We start from the raw sequence: 17,300 nt of genomic DNA, 5'->3' as shown, positions 1-17,300 counted from the left end.
GCCCGAGGCCAAGGCGGCCGCCGTTCAGGACACCGCCCCGGTCAACGGCAAGGTTCAGGCCTCCGGCCTCTACCGGGCCGCCCGCCAGGCGTCGGCCCCCATGGCCAAACCGCCGGTGGTGCCCGAGGTGCCCTACGTCAAGCCGGACTATCCGCCCCTGGAGCGCCAGGCCATTGCCACCAGCGGCCGCCCGGCCGGCAGCCAGGCCGCCCGCAACGTGGCCTCGGCCCCCATGGCCAAGCCGGAATAAGGCGTCCATTCCAGCACGACAAAAGGCTCCTTCGGGAGCCTTTTTAGTTTGTTGAAATACTCGGAGGCAGTGGTTCGTCGGATAGACATCTACCGCGGGTTCATTATTGCCTTTTCCGCTCCATGATCCAGAATATGGCCAAGGCTTAACACCGGGCTGCCGTTGCTTGATGGCGGCAGCCGAGATGCAGAGGACAACAATTTTGGCGCACCAGGAAAAACATAAGGTTCTGTTTGTGTGCATGGGCAATATCTGTCGCTCGCCCACCGCCGAGGCGGTGTTCCGCCACAAGGCACGGGCAGTTGGGCTGGAGCTGGTAATCGACTCGGCCGGCACCATCGGCTACCACAGTGGCGCCACGCCGGATGCCCGCTCCCGGGCGGCAGGAGAAGCCAGGGGCTATGACTTCAATGGTATTCGCGCGCGCCGGATCCGGGCAGAAGACTTTACCGACTTCGATCTTATCCTGGCCGCGGATCGCGACAATCTGGCGGATCTCAGGGCAGTATGTCCGCCAGAGCAGCAGCACAAGCTGAAGCTGCTGCTGAGCTTTGCCCATCAACCTGAGCAGGAAGTACCTGATCCCTACTATGACGGCGATCAGGGCTTTGAGCATGTTTTGGATTTAATCGAGTCCGCCTGCGACGGTCTACTGGCTCATTTGCATCGTCCGCGCCGGTAACGGCCATCGTCCGGCGCGGACATTCAGAAGCCACAGCCATGCCGTCCTGACGGGCATGGCTGGGGATAGCACACCTTCGCCCGGGAATGCCTTTATTCACCCCACTCGTCGGGCAGTCTGATCACTATGGTTCCGGCCTGGGATGACCTTCTGGGGGGGATAAGGGGAGCCGGTGTGTCGAGCTCATCGAACAACACCACGCGCGGTCCGCTGCCGGCGTCAAAAACGGATTCGTTAGAATCCCTATATGATGACAAGAGTTTTACCTTGACCATGTCCATACCGCCCTCCTTGGCGTGTAACAGCATGTAGTTAGAGCATAGTCCGAACCTGCGCCCATTACCCAATCCTGATCCGGGACTGGTGGATAAGCGGGGTTGCGGGGAGCCCCGGCAGGCTCGACAGCTGGAGAACGCGGACGAGGGGGCTGTCGCCCCCGGTATCAAAGTTTGAGCCGGTCCAGCAGGCCGGGCAGGCGTTGCTGAAGCTTGTCGCCCAGCTCCTCGCCCAGCTTTTCATCGAGCCGCCGCTGCAGCCGCTCCGCTTCCCGGTCCACCTTGTCGCGCAGGTAGCGGTCGAACACCTGCTGCATGTCCAGGCTGTACTTCGGCGCCTGGTAGCTGCCGCTGATGCGCACCGGCAGGGTAATGTTCTTGAGCTCGGTGAGTTCCTCCCCATCCTGGCCCTTGAGCGAGCCGACGATGGAGGTGTTCAGCAGCACATTCAGGGACTGGTCGAGCAGGCTGGTCTCCCCCTGCCCCTCGATGCGCAGCAGGGGGGACGCCATCCGGAGGTTGTCGGTCGCGACCTTGCCGCCGCCCACCCTGAAATCGGCGGTCAGGGCGCTGAAGTCGGTCTTCTGCACCGCCTCTTCCGCCGGCAGCGGCTGCCCCTTCACCTGGGCATAGCCACGGCGGATCATGGCCGGGATATTGACCCCGTGCAGGGCGCCATCGGTTACCTTCAGTGCGCTGCTGCCCTGGACGTTACGCTTGAGCGCATCGGCGGAAAGGCCCCGGCCACGCAGATCCAGCGCCAGGCTCGCCTCGCCCGCCAGGTAGTCGATGTCCATGGCGGCGGCGAGCAGGGCCCGGGCATCGACCCCGGTCAACCGCTTGCTCACATTGAAGCGGGCCGGGCTGGTGCTGGCGTCGAGTTCACCGCTGGCGTCAAGTCTTCCCTGGTAAAGCCGGGCCTCCACCTCTTCCAGTTTCAGCTTGCCCTGAGCGAGCCGGATCATCAGGGTCAGTTGCTCCAGTTCCACCCCCTGGGCCAGCACCTTGTCGGCACTCAGGCTGCCCTCGACATCGAGCCCCTGGAGAAAGGACAGATCCGGCTCCTGCCCGGCCACCGGCGCGGGCACGACCGTACCGGAGCCGGAGGCGGCACCGGAGGTCGAGGGCGCCCTGCCCTGTTGCGGGCGCCATTCCGTCAGCAGGGCGTCCATATCCAGCAGCGGCGTGGTCAGGCCGAAGCGGATGGTCGGGATCGCCTTGTGCTGGACCGACAGCGCGCCGGCCAGCTCCAGGGCACCCAGCTGCAACGCCAGCCCGGTGAACTCGGCCCGCTTCTGCGCCAGCTCGTAGGCCAGCTCGCCACTCAGGCGCAGCTGCTTGGTGCCGGGAATGGCCCGGCCGGTGGCATCCACCGCCAGCTGCAGTCCATCCAGGCGCAGCCGATCGAACTCGGGCGCCAGCCACAGCCGGCCCTGGGCCTCGAGGCTGGCCTGCACGTCGTCGCTGAACAGGCTGCCGGAGAGGCTGAGCGGCACCGACTCGCCGGGCGCGAAGGCATCCAGGGTGAGGTTGACCCGGTTCAGGCGGGTCAGCCGCCCGCTGCCTTCATCCTGCATCACCACTTCGGCATCGGTCACCCTGACCCCGGCCAGGCTGATGCTCATGGGCCGGCGCTCGTCTTCCCGCCCCTGCCCCCCAGGTTGCCCGGCGTCCGCCTCGACCGGCGCCTCCCGCCCGGACAGGCCGCGCAGATCGTCGAGATTCGACACCCCGTCGGCCCGGGTGATCAGGTGCAGGCGGGCGTTGCCCAGCACCATTTCCCCGATCTCCAGTCGGTTGTCGAACAGCGGCCGCAGCGCCACGTCCAGGCTGACCTCGCCGATGGCAAGGGTGGGCCCTTCCGGGAAGCCGGGTGGGTTGAGCAGGGCGGTGTTGCCCAGGGTGAAGCCGATGGAGGGGAAGAAACGCCAGCTCAGATCGCCCTCTATCACCAGGGTACGGCCGGTTTTCTCCCGTGTCTGCTCGATCAGCACCCGCTTGACCCGCTCGGTGTCCACCAGTTGGGTGAGTGCCACCAGCGCCAGTATCAGCAACAACAGCAGGGCGCCCAGCCCGTAGAGCCACTTTTTCATTGTCGTTATCCCGTATTGAGGTTCAGTCCTGGTTGATCCGGCTGGCGTCCGCTCCCTTCTGGGCCTTGTACTTGGCACTGGCACGGCTCATGTAGGGCCGCTCCGCCGGGCCCGACATGGTTTCGAAGTTGAGCGCACCGATCACCATCTTGGGCCGCAGCGCCAGCGGCAGCTTGCCGCTGTTGTAAAACTCCAGCACGATGCGCCCGGACCAGCCCGGATCGATGCGGTGGGCAGTGACGTGCACCATAAGCCCGAGGCGCGCCAGGGAGGAACGGCCGTCCAGCCAGCCGACGATGTCATCGGGAAGGGTAACGGACTCATGCGTTACTGCCAAGGCCAGTTCCCCCGGATGCAGGAAAAAGGCCTCGCCGTCGTTGATGAAGATCTCGTCGCTCATCACCCGGTTGATGGCCTCGGACACCTGGGCGCTGGGGCCGCTCAGATCGATATAGGGGGCGGTATGATCCTGGAACACCCGGAACTCATTGCCGAGCAGCACGTCCACGCTCACCCCGCTGATCCGCTCGGGCAGGGGCTCAGGGGTGATGCGAATGCGGCCTTCGGCCAGGTAACGCTTGATATCACGGTCGCACAGACGCATGAAGACTCCTTGATTCGGTGATTAATCCATCAGCAGGTGGCGGATGCGGGACTTGATCATGTCGGTGGCGATGCGGTTCTTGCCGCCGCGCGGCACTATCACGTCCGCGTGCTGCTTGGACGGCTCGATAAACTGCAGGAACATGGGCCTTACCGTTTCCTTGTACTGGTTGAGCACCGACTCCATGGAGCGGCCGCGCTCTTCCACGTCCCGCTGCAGCCGGCGGATCAGGCAGATGTCCAGGGGCGTATCCATAAAGATGGTGGCGTCCATCAGCTCGCGCAGCACCGGATCCGTGAGCAGCAGTATGCCTTCGAGGATGATCACCTTCTTCGGCAGGAAGTGGATGGTCTCGGAGGTGCGGGTATGGGCCACGTAGGAATACTGGGGAATGTCCACCGCCTCGCCCCGGCTGAGGGCGCGCAGGTGCTCGGCCAGCAGCTCGTGGTCCAGGGCCCGGGGGTGGTCGTAGTTGGTTTTTATCCGTTCTTCCATGGTCAGGTGACCCTGATCCCGGTAATAGCAATCCTCGCTGATCACCCCGATCTCGGCGGCATCCAGCTCCGCCATCAGCTCGTTGTAAATGGTCTGGGCAATCAAGCTCTTGCCCGAGGCGGATGCACCGGCGATGCCGATGATCACACAGCTGCGCTGTTCTGACATTCTGTTACCTGAAAAATGAAAAAAGGTTCACACCAGCCGGGTATAGAGGCTGGTGGGAATGGTCTTGCCGGTAAAGTAGAGGCCGGCGGCCACCCGGGCGGCGATGTCCAGATAGGCCCGGGCGATATGCCCCTCGGGCTCGGCCTCGACCGTGGGCGTCCCCCGGTCCATCTGCCGGCAGAGGTTCGCATCCAGCGGCAACTGGCCGAGCAGGGGCACCTGGTGCTCGGTCGACACCCGCACCCCGCCCCCTTCGCCGAACAGGGCTTCCCGGTGGCCGCAGGCGGTGCACTGGTGGTAGCTCATGTTCTCGATCACCCCCAGCACCGGGATATTGACCTTGCGGAACATGTTGATGCCCTTGACCGCGTCGGCCAGGGCCACATTCTGGGGCGTGGTCACCACCAGCGCCGCCGTGGTGGGCACCTGCTGGGCGATGGTGATCTGGATGTCGCCGGTGCCCGGGGGCAGGTCCACCACCAGGTAGTCGAGCTCACCCCAGCGGGTCTCGCGCAGGATCTGCGACAGCGCCTTGCTGGCCATGGGCCCCCGCCAGATGGTGGCGTCGTCCGCCGCGACCAGAAAGCCGATGCTGTTGGCCTTGAGGCCGTGGGCCTCGATGGGCGTCATGGTCTTGCCGTCGTCGCTTTCCGGCCGGGCGTCGGCCACCCCCAGCATCAGCGGGATGGAGGGGCCGTAGACGTCCGCGTCCAGGATGCCGACCCGGGCCCCCTGGCGCTTGAGCGCCAGCGCCAGGTTGACCGCGGTGGTGGACTTGCCCACCCCGCCCTTGCCGGAGGAGACGGCGATGATATTGCGCACCCCGGCCACGCCCTGGACCTCGTTGGCCCGTGCCAGGGTGGCCACGTCGACGCGCAGTTGCCAGCGCACCGCACGGGCACCGCTCAGGGCGCACAGCTCGGCGTCCAGCGCGTGCAGCGCCGCTTCCACCGCCAGCTCGGCGAAGGGCAGCACCAGGCTGATGACCAGTTCGTCCTGCTCCAGGCTTATGCCGCGTACAAAACCGGCACTGACCGGATCCTGGGCCCAGTGCGGCGGCCTGAATTGCGCGATGCGGGCGCTAATCTGTTCGTTGTTCATGCTGTTTGGCCTGATAGGGAATCCGCCCTGCACTCTACCAAAAAGCCCGGGCCGGCGAAACGCCGGCCCGGGTTGTAAAGGGGATTAGGCGGCAGATGACTTACAGCAACCGCTGCTCGGTCGCCGGGTCGAACAGCACCGCCTTGCCCATGTCCACCATCAGCGCCATCGGCTCGCCGGCCCGGCCCGCCTCGGCCGGGTGCACCCGGCAGTTGATGCCCTGGCCGTTGAGCTGCACCTCCACCAGAGTATCGGGCCCGGTCGGCTCCACCACTTCCAGCCGTGCCCGGAAGCGGCACACCTGCGCCAGCCCTTGCTGATGGGGGATCACCTGGGTCAGGTGCTCGGGACGGATGCCCAGCACCACCTCCTGCCCCAGCCGGCCGGTCAGGCCGCGGGTGTCCGGCCCCAGGGGGAAGACGAAGGCTTCGCCGTCACCGTTGAGCACCTGCACCCCCAGCCCCTGCTCGCTCGCCACCAGCTCGCCGCGCAGGAAGTTCATCGCCGGCGAGCCCATAAAGCCGGCCACGAACATGTTCACCGGGTTCTCGTAGATCTCCCGCGGCGTGCCGAACTGCTGGACGATGCCGTCCTTCATCACCGCGATGCGGTCCGCCAGGGTCATGGCCTCTATCTGATCGTGGGTCACATAGACGATGGTGGTGCCCAGGCGCTGGTGCAGCTTCTTGATCTCGGTGCGCATCTCCACCCGCAGCTTGGCGTCCAGGTTGCTGAGCGGCTCGTCGAACAGGTAGATCTTGGGCCGGCGCGCCAGCGCCCGCCCCATCGCCACCCGCTGGCGCTGGCCGCCGCTGAGCTGGGACGGCTTGCGATCGAGCAGGTGGCTTATCTGCAACAGCTCCGCCACCCGCTGCACCTCCTGCTCCCGCTCGGCCCTGGGCACCTTGCGGATCTCCAGGCCGAAGGCGATATTGTCGCGCACCGTCATGCTCGGGTAGAGCGCATAGGACTGGAACACCATGGCGATGTCCCTGTCCTTGGGCTGCAGCCCGGTGACCACCCGCTCGCCGATGCGGATATCGCCGGAAGTCACCTCCTCCAGCCCGGCGATGGCGTTCATCAGGGTCGACTTGCCGCAGCCGGACGGTCCCACCAGGATCAGGAACTCCCCGTCCTTGATTTCGATATCGATGCCCTTGAGCACATGGGTATCGCCAAAACTTTTCTTTACGTTCTGAATTGCCAATGCTGCCATGATGGCGTCCTCTTCAATATATTGCCGCGTCGCCATGGTGGACAGACAACGCCCTAGTCGAGTGACGGTCAAAGGGAGCGGCTCCGCCGACCGTGACATGCCAGGGATGGCATGTCCGAGCCCCCATGGATGGGTTTACGGCGTGTCGGCGGAGCTGTCCCTTTGGCCGGTGCGCCGCCATATCCTGCCACCCATGCCGCTTCATCATCCTTTCACCGCGCCGGCGGTCAGGCCGCGCACGAAATACTTGCCCGCCAGCACATACACCAGCAAGGTCGGCAACGCCGCTATCATCGCCGCCGCCATGTCCACGTTGTACTCCTTCACCCCGGTCGAGCTGTTCACCAGGTTGTTCAGCGCCACCGTGATCGGCTGGGTATTGCCGCCGGAATACACCACCCCGAACAGGAAATCGTTCCACACCTGGGTGAACTGCCAGATGACGGTCACCACGAAGATGGGCGCCGACACCGGCAGAATGATGCGCCAGTAGATACGGAAAAAACCGGCCCCGTCGATGCGCGCCGCGCTCACCAGCTCGGTCGGCACCGCCACGTAGAAATTGCGGAAAAACAGGGTGGTAAAGGCCATGCCGTAAACCACGTGCACGAACACCAGGCCCGGGATGGTGTTGGCCAGCCCCAGCCAGCCCAGGGTCTGGGCCATGGGCAGTATCACCACCTGGAAGGGAATGAAGCAGCCCAGCAGCATGGCGCCGAAGAAAAATTCCGAGCCCCGGAAGCGCCACTTGGTCAGCACATAGCCGTTGAGGGAGCCGAGCAGGGTGGAGATCAGCACCGCCGGCACCGTGATGGCGAAGGAATTCCAGAAATAGGGCTGCACCCCCGCGCAGCTCACCCCGGTGCAGGCACTGCCCCAGGCCTTGGCCCAGGCTTCCAGCACCCAGACTTCCGGCAGCGCCAGCAGGTTGCCGCCGCGGATGTCCGCCATGCTCTTGAACGAGGTCAGCACCATCACCAGCAGCGGCAGCAGGTAGAACAGCACCGCCAGGCCCAGCACGCCATACAGCAGCCCCCGGGCGACGGGATTGGCAGCGGTTTTAACCATGACGTTTCCCCCTCAGTTCGGAATACAGATAAGGCACCAGTATCGCCAGCACCACCCCCAGCATCATCACCGCGCTGGCCGAGCCCAGGCCCATCTGGCCGCGGCTGAAGGCAGTGGTGTACATAAAGGTGGCCGGCAGATCGGTGGCATAGCCGGGGCCGCCGCCGGTCAGCGCCATCACCAGGTCGAAGCTCTTGATGGCGATGTGGGAAAGAATGATAAAGGCGCTGAAGAACACCGGCCGCAGGTAGGGCAGTATGATGCGCCGGTAGATGGTGAGCAGGCCGGCGCCGTCGAGCTGGGCCGCCTTGATGATGTCGTTGTCCACCCCGCGCAGGCCGGCCAGGAACAGCGCCATCACGAACCCCGACGACTGCCAGACGGCGGCGATCACCAGGGTGTAGATGGCCATGTCCGGATTGACCAGCCAGTCGAAGGTGAAGGACTCGAAGCCCCAGTCCCGCATCAGCTTCTCCAGCCCCAGCCCCGGGTTCAGCACCCATTTCCAGGCGGTGCCGGTGACGATGAAGGACAGCGCCATCGGATAGAGAAAGACGGTGCGGATGGCGCCCTCGGCGCGGATCTGCTGATCCAGCAGCACCGCCAGCAGCACCCCGAGGGCGAGGCAGATCAGGATGAAAAGCCCGCCGAAGATCAGGATATTGAGCGAGGCCACGCTCCAGCGTTCGTTGTCCAGCAGCCGCTGGTACTGCAGCCAGCCCACGAAATCGTACTTGGGCAGGAAACGGGACGAGGTGAAGGACAACAGCACCGTCCAGGCCACGAAGCCGTACACGAACAGCACCGTGGTGATCATGGTCGGGCCCAGCACCAGCCTGGGCAGCCAGCGCTGCAGCCGGTCCGCCGTGCCGCCGCCGGCGCGGACAGGGGCCTCTCCCCGCGGCAGGGCCCGGGTCATGGAATACTTGGTCATGTCAAATCCCTGAGATAAGACCGGAAGACGACGGGCGGGCAAGGGCCCGCCCGCCGGGCTCAGATGGCGGCCTTGACCGCCCGGGCCATCTGCCGGGCCGCGTCCTCGGCGCTCATGGAGGCGCTGTTGAAGTAGTTGGTCACCACGTCATAGATGGCGCCCTGGATGGCGGAGCTGGTGGCCATGCCGTGGGCCATGCTCGGCACCAGGGTATCCTGCTCGGCGGTGCGCACGAAGTCGTCCATCGACAGGTGGGCGCAGCTGTCGAACTTGTCCCGGGGCAGGCCGGTGCGGGCGGGAATGGAGCCCTTGTTGAGGTTGAAGGTTTCCTGGAAGGTCGGCTCCATGATAAGGCGCGCCAGATCCTTCTGGGCCTGGATGTCGTCGTCATCGCGCTGCTCGAACATGGCGAAGCTGTCGATGTTGAAGGTAAAGGCATCCTGGGTGTCGGGCGCGGCCACGCACAGGTAGTCCTGGCCCGCCACCTTGCCGGCGGCGCTGAATTCGCCCTTGGCCCAGTCGCCCATCACCTGCATGGCGGCGTCCCCGTTGATCACCATGGCGGTGGCGATGTTCCAGTCGCGGCCCGGGGCATCGGCGTCGATATAATTGCGCAGTTGCTTGAACAGGGACAGCACCTCCACCATCTGCGGGCCGGACAGGGTGGCATCGTCATGCTCGACCAGGGCCTTGCGGTAGAAGTCGACCCCGCCCTTGCCCAGGGCCACCGCCTCGAACAGGGTGGCGTCCTGCCAGGCCTGGCCGCCGTGGGCCAGGGGGGTGACACCGGCCGCCTTCAGCTTGTCGGCCACGGTGATGAACTCGTCCCAGCTGGTGGGCACCGCTACCCCGACCCGTTCGAACACCGCCGGGTTGGCCCACAGCCAGTTGACCCGGTGCACGTTCACCGGCACCGCCACATAGTGGCCGTCGTGGCGCATCACGTCCGCCACCACCTTGGGCAGCAGCTCGTCCCAGCCGCCCTGGCGGGCCACCGTTTCCAGGTTGGCGAGAAACCCCAGCTCGGCCCATTCCTGGATGTCCGGTCCCTTGATCTGGGCGGCGCTGGGCGGATTGCCGGACACGGCGCGGGACTTGAGTACCGTCATGGCGCTCTCGCCGCCGCCGCCGGCCACCGCGAAGTCTTCCCAGCCGTGGCCTTCCGCCTCCAGCAGCTCCTTGAGCACGGCCGCCGATCTGGCTTCGCCGCCGGAGGTCCAGAAGTGCAGCACTTCCACCTTGCCCGCCCAGGCCGACGGGGCCAGCATACCGCCTAACATCACACCGAGAATGGATTTCCGTAACAGTTTCATTGGGGTTCCCTTTTGTGGTTTCACTCAATGGCAGGCTCCCACCTGGAGCCACCCCGTCATTAAAGCACGGCGGCCAAGGCGCTTGGGTTACATAAGGAAAGCAATTGTAACGAAGTGTTAACGGATCCCGGGTTTATTCACACCGGGATCACATTTCAGCCGCTGCCCTTCGGCAGCCGCACCGACACCACCAGGCCGCCCCCGGCCCGGTTGGCCAGGCTCAGCTCGCCGCCGTGGGCGTGCACTATGTTGCGGGCGATGCTGAGCCCCAGGCCGGTGCCGCCGGTGTGGCGGCTGCGGGAGGATTCCAGCCGGTAATAGGGCTCGAACACCAGCTCCAGGGCCGCCTCGGGAATACCCGGGCCCCGGTCGCGGATCTGCACTTCCAGCCAGTGCTTGTCCTCGGTGAGGGTCACCTCGGCGGTGCGGCCGTAGAACACGGCGTTGTCGATCAGGTTGCCGAAGCAGCGCCGGAGCGCCAGCGCCTTGCCGTGAAAGAAGGCCGGCGACCGCCCCTGCAGGCTGACCTCGGCCCCCATCAGGCCGGCGTCGTCGCACAGTGCCTGCAACAGGGCGAAGAGGTCGACCCGGGTCGCCGGCTCGCGGATATCGGTACCCCGGGCACAGTCGAGGGCCCCCTTCACCATCTGTTCCAATGCCAGCAGATCCTGTTCGAACTTGGCCCTGATCTGGTCGTCGTCGAGCAGCTCGGCGCGCAGCCGCAGCCGGGTGATGGGGGTCTTGAGATCGTGGGAGATGGCCGAGAACAGCCGCTCCCGATCGGCCATAAAGCGGCCGATGCGGTCCTGCATCAGGTTGAAGGCGCGGGCGGTGGCGCGGATTTCCCGCGGGCCGCTTTCGTCCAGCTTGGCCACCTCCATGCCCCGCCCCAGCCGCTCGGCGGCCCGGCCCAGGCGGCGCAGGGGCCGGTTGAGCCAGCGGAAGATCAGGGCACCGGCCAGCAGCAACACCAGCACCAGCAGGGTGAGGAACAGCAGTCGCTCGCCGTCCAGGTAGGTCGTCGGTGCCAGCAGGGTCCGATCGGGCAGCAGCGCCGCCAGGTAGAGCCAGTCACCCTCGCCCATGGCCAGCTGCATCACCAGGATGGGCGGTGCGTCCGGATCGTGGATCTGGCTCTGCTGGGCCCAGCGGGCGGGCAGGTCCAGCAGCCGCACCTCGTTCTTGTACACGTGCAGGGTCTGGGGATGGGACACCCCGATGTGCAGCTCGAGCTCGCCGCCCAGGCGCCGGCGCAGCTCCTGCTCGAAGCGGCGGGTGACGATGGCCTTGACGGGAGAGTCGGGAATGTCCTGGATCTCGATAAATTCCCGGTTGAGGGACACGAAGAAGCGGGTGCCGCCCATGTCCCTGAGCTGGGACAGCACCAGGTGCTGGTAGTTGCGCGGCAGGGCGCGGAAGAAGTTGACGGTGGAGGCGACGCTGTCGGCCAGTTCCTCGGCCATGCGCGCCGCCGACTCGGCCTTGTCCTTGTTGAGCTGCTGCACCCAGACCGCGTTGCTGACCGCCTGGGCCAGCACCACCCCCAGTATCATCACCAGCGACATGCGCCCGAACAGGGAGTTGGGCCAGCGCAGCCAGCGTCTCATTTCAGCTCCACCGCCACCGCCAGCACATAGCCGGCGCCGCGCACCGTCTTGATGATGTGGGGATCCTTGGCGTCCTCCCCCAGCCGCTGGCGCAGCCGGCTGAGCTGCACGTCTATGCTGCGATCGAAGGGATTGGCCTCCCGGCCCCGGGTCAGTCCGAGCAGATCGTCCCGGCTCAGCACCTCGCCCGGCCGCTCCAGGAACAGCTGCAGCAGGCTGTAGTCGGCGCCGGACAGGGCCTGCTCCTCCCCTTGCGGATCGGTCAGGCTGCGGTTCACCGTATCCAACTGCCAGCCGGCGAAGCAGTAATAACGGTGGTGGCCGCCCGGCGCCAGCCCGCCCACCCGCCGGAAAATCGCCTTGATCCGCGCCAGCAGCTCCCGCGGGCTGAAGGGTTTGGGCACATAGTCGTCCGCGCCCAGTTCCAGGCCGATGATGCGGTCACTCTCGTCCGCCGAGGCGGTGAGCATGATGATGGGCACCTGGGAGACCTTGCGCACCCGGCTGCACAGGCTGAAGCCGTCCTCGCCGGGCATCATCACGTCCAGGATCAGCATGTCCGGCGACGCCAGCTCCAGCGCCTGCAACAGGCGTTCGCCGCTGTTGAGGGCACTCACCCTGAAACCGCTGCGCTCCAGGTAGGACTTGAGCAGGGCGCAGATCTCCTCGTCGTCGTCCACCACCAGGATGTGGCGGCCCAGCCAGTCGCTCATGCGCCGGCCTCCTCGGCCAGCAGGGCGGCGGCGGCCCCCAGCAGGCCGGGCTGCTCGGCCACCACCACCCAGGTGCCGATGGCTTCCAGGTAACCCCGGAACCGGCCCTTGGCCTCGAAGCGCTCGCGAAAGCGGCTCTCGGCGAACAGCTCGGTCATGCGCGGCACTATGCCGCCGGTGATATAGACGCCGCCCAGGGCGCCCAGGGTCAGGGCCAGATTGCCGGCCACCGACCCCAGGATGGCGAAGAAGCGTGCCACCGTTTCAACACAGCGTTCGTCGCTGCCGGCCAGGGCATGGCGGCCGATGTCGGCGGCGCCGTAGGCTGTTGCCGTCTCGCCGTGGTAGTCGCACAGGGCCTGGTAGAGGTGCTCGAGGCCCATGCCCGACAGCAGCCGCTCGGCGGACACGTGTTCGTACCGGCGCCAGAGGTGGCGCAATATGGCGAGCTCCACCTCGTCGTTGGGCGCAAAGTCCACGTGGCCGCCTTCGGTCACCAGGGGCCGGCCGTCGACCAGGCCGCCCACCCCCAGGCCGGTGCCCGGGCCGAGCAGGGCGATGGGGAACCCGGGCCGGGCCGCGCCGCCGCCCACCTTGCGTTTGTCCTGCTCCGCCAGGTGCGGCAGGCTGTAGGCCAGGGCGGTATAGTCGTTGATGATCCGCAGTTCATCCAGCGCCAGCGCCCGGGCCAGGGCCGCCCGGGAAAAGCACCAGCCGCTGTTGGTCATGTCGATGCAGTCCTGCTCCACCGGGCAGGCGATGGCCAGGCAGGCCCGTTTGATGCCTTCCAAAGGCTGGCCCACCTCGGCCAGGTAATGGCGGATGGCCTGCTCTATGTGTTCATGGGCGCTCACCGCCAGCACCCGGATATCCCGCACCGCCAGCGATCCTTCGTCGACCAGTGCAAAGCGGGCGTTGGTACCGCCGATATCGGCGATCAGACAGGCTGCTGTCATGTCACACTCCTTGTTCAAAACGTTTTAAAAAGGGAAAAAACTGGCGGGGAGTGTATAACAGAAAAAACTCGGGTAACATGCTCAGTCCCACGTAATTGACTCAACTAAATGGACATTATGGCTACCGATCCACGTAAGATACTTGTCACCTGCGCCCTCCCCTATGCCAATGGCTCTATCCACCTTGGTCATATGCTGGAGCACATCCAGGCCGATATCTGGGTTCGCTATCAACGAATGCGTGGCCATCAAATCCATTTTATCTGCGCCGACGACGCCCACGGTACCCCCATCATGCTCAAGGCCCAGCAACTGGGCCTGGATACCGAACAGATGATCGCCGCGGTGCAGCAGGAACACAAAGCCGACTTCGACCGCTTCCACATCGGCTTCGACAACTACCACTCCACCCACAGCCCGGAAAACCGCGAATTCGCCGAACTGATCTATGGCAAGCTCAAGGCCAACGGCTTTATCCAGAGCCGCACCATTTCCCAGCTGTACGATCCCGAACAAAACATGTTCCTGCCGGATCGTTTCGTCAAGGGTACCTGCCCCAGCTGCAAGGCGGAAGATCAGTACGGCGACAACTGCGAGGTGTGCGGCGCCACCTACACCCCGGCGGAGCTGATCAACCCGCGCTCGGCGGTGTCCGGCGCCACCCCGGTGATGAAGGACACCGAGCACTTCTTCTTCGACCTGCCCCAGTTCGAGGGCATGCTCAAGGCCTGGACCCGTTCCGGCGCCCTGCAGGAAGAAATGGCCAACAAGCTGGAAGAATGGTTCGAGGCCGGGCTGCAGCAGTGGGACATCACCCGCGACGCCCCCTACTTCGGCTTCGAGATCCCCGACGCCCCGGGCAAGTACTTCTACGTGTGGCTGGATGCTCCCATCGGCTACATGGGCTCGTTCAAGAACTATTGCGACCGCTTGGGCAACCTCGATTTCAACGACTACTGGAAGGCGGACAGCGACGCCGAGCTGTATCACTTTATCGGCAAGGACATCGTCTACTTCCACAGCCTGTTCTGGCCGGCCATGCTGGAAGGCAGCGGCTTCCGCAAGCCCAGCAATATCTTCGTGCACGGCTACGTCACCGTCAACGGCGCCAAGATGTCCAAGTCCAAGGGCACCTTTATCAAGGCCGACACCTACCTCGACCACCTGGATCCCGAGTGCCTGCGCTACTACTACGCCGCCAAGCTGTCCAGCCGCATCGACGATCTGGACCTGAACCTGGATGACTTCGTGGCCCGGGTAAACGCGGACGTGGTCAACAAGCTGGTCAACCTGGCCTCGCGCAACGCCGGCTTTATCACCAAGCGCTTCGACGGCCAGCTTGCCGCCGAGTGCGCCGAGCCCGCCCTGTACGCCGAGTTCGCCGAGGCCGCCGAGCGCATCGGCCAGTATTACGAGCAGCGCGAATTCGGCCGCGCCATCCGCGAGATCATGGCCCTGGCCGACAAGGCCAACCGCTATGTGGACGACAAGGCCCCCTGGGTGGTGGCCAAGCAGGAAGGCCAGGAGGCCGAGCTGCAGGCCATCTGCTCGTTAGGATTGAACCTGTTCCGGGTGCTGCTGACCTACCTCAAGCCGGTAATGCCGAAACTGGCCGAGCGGGCCGAGGCCTTCCTCGGCTGCGCCCTGGAATGGGACGCGGTGGCACAACCGCTGCTGGCCCACAGGGTCAACACCTTCAGCGCCCTGTTCAGCCGTATCGAGGCGGACAAGGTCGCCGCCATGGTCGAAGCCTCCAAGGAAGATCTGGCCGCCGAGCAGGCCGCCAAGCCCACCGGCCCCCTGGCGGACGACCCCATCAGTGACACCATCGGCTTCGACGACTTCGCCAAGGTGGACCTGCGGGTGGCGCTGATCAAGAAGGCGGAAGCGGTGCCGGAAGCGGACAAGCTGCTCAAGCTGCAGCTGGATCTGGGCGGCGAGACCCGCCAGGTGTTCGCCGGCATCAAGTCCGCCTACAAGCCGGAAGACCTGGAAGGCAAGCTTACCGTCATGGTCGCCAACCTGGCCCCGCGCAAGATGCGCTTCGGCATGAGCGAAGGCATGGTGCTGGCCGCCGGCCCCGGCGGCAAGGATCTGTGGATCCTCGAGCCCCAGGCCGGCGCCCAGCCGGGCATGAGGGTGAAATAAGCTGGAAGCTTGAAGCTGGAAGCTGGAAGCTGGAAGTGGCGCTGTTTTCAGGCGCCTCTTTAGCCGGTACACAGCCACAGCGTTGGCTGTATTGACAACAAAAAGCCCGGTTTATCAACCGGGCTTTTTACTTCCAGCTTCAGGCATCTAGCCTCCCGCCGTCAGCACTCGATAATATTGACCGCAAGGCCGCCGCGGGCGGTTTCCTTGTACTTGGTCTTCATGTCCATGCCGGTGTCGCGCATGGTCTTGATCACCTTGTCGAGCGATACCTTGTGTTCGCCGTCGCCGCGCAGGGCCAGGCGGCTGGCGTTGATGGCCTTGACCGCGCCCATGGCGTTGCGCTCGATGCAGGGCACCTGCACCAGGCCGCCGACCGGGTCGCAGGTCAGCCCCAGGTTGTGCTCCATGCCGATCTCGGCGGCGTTTTCCACGTGCTCTATGGTACCGCCCACCACCGCGGTCAGGGCACCGGCGGCCATGGAGCAGGCCACGCCCACCTCGCCCTGGCAGCCCACTTCGGCGCCGGAGATGGAGGCGTTTTCCTTGTACAGGATGCCGATGGCGGCGGCGGTCATGAAATACTGCACCAGGGCGTCGTCATCCACCGGCTGCACGAACTTGTCGTAGTAGTGCAGTACCGCGGGGATGATGCCGGCGGCGCCGTTGGTCGGCGCCGTCACCACCCGGCCGCCGGCGGCGTTTTCCTCGTTCACCGCCAGGGCGAACAGATCCACCCACTCCATCACGCTCAGGGGATCCTTGTTGTACTGGGATTCGCTTACCAGGCGACGATAGAGGGCCGGCGCCCGACGCCTGACCTTGAGCCCGCCGGGCAGTATGCCCTCGGTCTTGCAGCCGCGCTTGACGCAGGCCTGCATCACCCCCCAGATCTCCCGCAGCCCCTGGACTATTTCTTCCTCGCTGCGGTTGACCTTTTCGTTGGCCATCATCAGGCCACTGATGGACATGCCGTTTTCCTGGCACAGGCGCAGCAGCTCGGCCGCGCTCTTGAACGGATAGGGCGCCGGCCGGGCCACGGCCTGGGCCTGGGCGCCGGCCTTGGCCTCGGCGAATTCCTCCGCCTTGACCACGAAACCGCCGCCGATGGAGTAGTAGGACTGCTCGGCCAGCACCGCCTCGCCCTCGAAGGCCCGGCAGGTCATGCCGTTGCTGTGCAGGGGCAGGGTCTTGCGACGATGGAAGACGATGGCGCCGCTGCGGGGAAACTCCGCCGCATGCTCGCGGTTGAGCAGGATGCGCTGGCTGGCATCCACCTCGGCCAGGAAGCCCGGTATCATGTCCACGTCCACGCTTTCCGGGTCGAAGCCGCCCAGCCCCAGGATCACCGCCTTGCCGGTGCCGTGGCCGATGCCGGTCTGGCCCAGGGAGCCGAACAATTCCACCTCGACCCGGCTGACCCGGGTCAGGGTGCCCTGCTCCGCCAACCCCGCCACGAAGGCATGGGCCGCCCGCATGGGACCCACTGTGTGGGAGGAAGAAGGGCCGATGCCGATACTGAAGATGTCGAACACACTGATCATGGGAATACTCCGAAGCACAACGGGCTGAACGCAATCATTCAACTTATATTGAATGATTGTAGGATTATTTGAGTTGTAACCCAACAGATTTTTAAGGGGACGGCAAAAGGAAGCGGGATTTGTGACCGGGATC

General features: G+C 65.2%; 15 protein-coding genes. 3 read left to right on the top strand and 12 right to left on the bottom strand.

All coding sequences use genetic code 11. From position 1 onward, the window contains the following. A partial coding sequence (locus CGX12_RS10105) for a hypothetical protein (RefSeq protein ID WP_142995604.1) occupies positions 1-250 on the top strand: 250 nt, incomplete at its 5' end. A 169-nt stretch (positions 251-419) separates the two neighbouring features. Then, positions 420-932: a low molecular weight protein-tyrosine-phosphatase gene (locus tag CGX12_RS10100; protein ID WP_232513419.1), complete on the top strand. Its 513-nt coding sequence runs from the start codon at positions 420-422 to the stop codon at positions 930-932. A gap of 442 nt (positions 933-1,374) precedes the next feature. Here the strand turns inward: CGX12_RS10100 and CGX12_RS10090 are convergent, their stop codons facing one another. From CGX12_RS10090 to glk, 11 genes are all read right to left on the bottom strand, one after another. Continuing rightward, the gene (locus CGX12_RS10090) at positions 1,375-3,300 is read right to left on the bottom strand and encodes an AsmA family protein (protein ID WP_094039756.1); all 1,926 of its coding nucleotides are present in this window, start codon (positions 3,298-3,300) and stop codon (positions 1,375-1,377) included. Positions 3,301-3,322: 22 nt separating this feature from the next. Continuing rightward, the gene (dcd, locus tag CGX12_RS10085; RefSeq protein ID WP_094039755.1) at positions 3,323-3,904 is read right to left on the bottom strand and encodes a dCTP deaminase; all 582 of its coding nucleotides are present in this window, start codon (positions 3,902-3,904) and stop codon (positions 3,323-3,325) included. Between the two features lie 21 nt (positions 3,905-3,925). Next, positions 3,926-4,567, bottom strand: a complete 642-nt coding sequence (gene udk, locus CGX12_RS10080; RefSeq protein WP_094039754.1) for a uridine kinase — start codon at positions 4,565-4,567, stop codon at positions 3,926-3,928. 27 nt (positions 4,568-4,594) lie between these two features. After that, complete coding sequence (gene apbC / locus CGX12_RS10075; protein WP_094039753.1) at positions 4,595-5,668, bottom strand: iron-sulfur cluster carrier protein ApbC; 1,074 nt, start codon at positions 5,666-5,668, stop codon at positions 4,595-4,597. Between the two features lie 100 nt (positions 5,669-5,768). Continuing rightward, entirely contained in the window at positions 5,769-6,884 is a 1,116-nt protein-coding gene (locus CGX12_RS10070) for an ABC transporter ATP-binding protein (RefSeq protein WP_094039752.1), read from the bottom strand. Positions 6,885-7,088: 204 nt separating this feature from the next. Beyond that, positions 7,089-7,952 (bottom strand): carbohydrate ABC transporter permease, encoded by an 864-nt coding sequence (locus tag CGX12_RS10065; RefSeq protein ID WP_094039751.1) that lies wholly within the window; start codon positions 7,950-7,952, stop codon positions 7,089-7,091. Next, positions 7,945-8,886 carry a carbohydrate ABC transporter permease gene (locus tag CGX12_RS10060; protein ID WP_254918258.1) on the bottom strand — a complete coding sequence of 314 codons (942 nt, stop codon included), beginning with the start codon at positions 8,884-8,886 and terminating at the stop codon, positions 7,945-7,947. Before CGX12_RS10060 ends, CGX12_RS10065 begins: the two co-directional genes overlap by 8 nt. Before the next feature lie 59 nt (positions 8,887-8,945). After that, entirely contained in the window at positions 8,946-10,199 is a 1,254-nt protein-coding gene (locus CGX12_RS10055) for an ABC transporter substrate-binding protein (protein ID WP_094039750.1), read from the bottom strand. Between the two features lie 155 nt (positions 10,200-10,354). Further along, positions 10,355-11,806, bottom strand: coding sequence for an ATP-binding protein (locus CGX12_RS10050; protein WP_094039749.1), 1,452 nt, complete (start codon positions 11,804-11,806; stop codon positions 10,355-10,357). Next, on the bottom strand, positions 11,803-12,519 hold the full coding sequence (locus CGX12_RS10045) for a response regulator (protein WP_094039748.1): 717 nt from the start codon (positions 12,517-12,519) through the stop codon (positions 11,803-11,805). The genes CGX12_RS10050 and CGX12_RS10045 overlap by 4 nt, the downstream gene beginning before the upstream one ends. After that, on the bottom strand, positions 12,516-13,475 hold the full coding sequence (gene glk, locus CGX12_RS10040; protein ID WP_094039747.1) for a glucokinase: 960 nt from the start codon (positions 13,473-13,475) through the stop codon (positions 12,516-12,518). The genes CGX12_RS10045 and glk overlap by 4 nt, the downstream gene beginning before the upstream one ends. A gap of 117 nt (positions 13,476-13,592) precedes the next feature. Between glk and metG the strand changes: the two genes are divergently transcribed. Then, positions 13,593-15,623 (top strand): methionine--tRNA ligase, encoded by a 2,031-nt coding sequence (gene metG / locus CGX12_RS10035; protein WP_094039760.1) that lies wholly within the window; start codon positions 13,593-13,595, stop codon positions 15,621-15,623. 161 nt (positions 15,624-15,784) lie between these two features. On the opposite strand, the gene CGX12_RS10030 is transcribed toward metG, so the two are convergent. Beyond that, positions 15,785-17,167 (bottom strand): L-serine ammonia-lyase, encoded by a 1,383-nt coding sequence (locus tag CGX12_RS10030; RefSeq protein ID WP_094039746.1) that lies wholly within the window; start codon positions 17,165-17,167, stop codon positions 15,785-15,787. Positions 17,168-17,300: the final 133 nt, after the last annotated feature.

The organism is Zobellella denitrificans (assembly GCF_002237365.1).
Lineage (GTDB): Bacteria > Pseudomonadota > Gammaproteobacteria > Enterobacterales > Aeromonadaceae > Oceanimonas > Oceanimonas denitrificans.
Note: the sequence above shows the minus strand (reverse complement) of the source record. Positions and strands in the feature narration are given on the sequence as shown.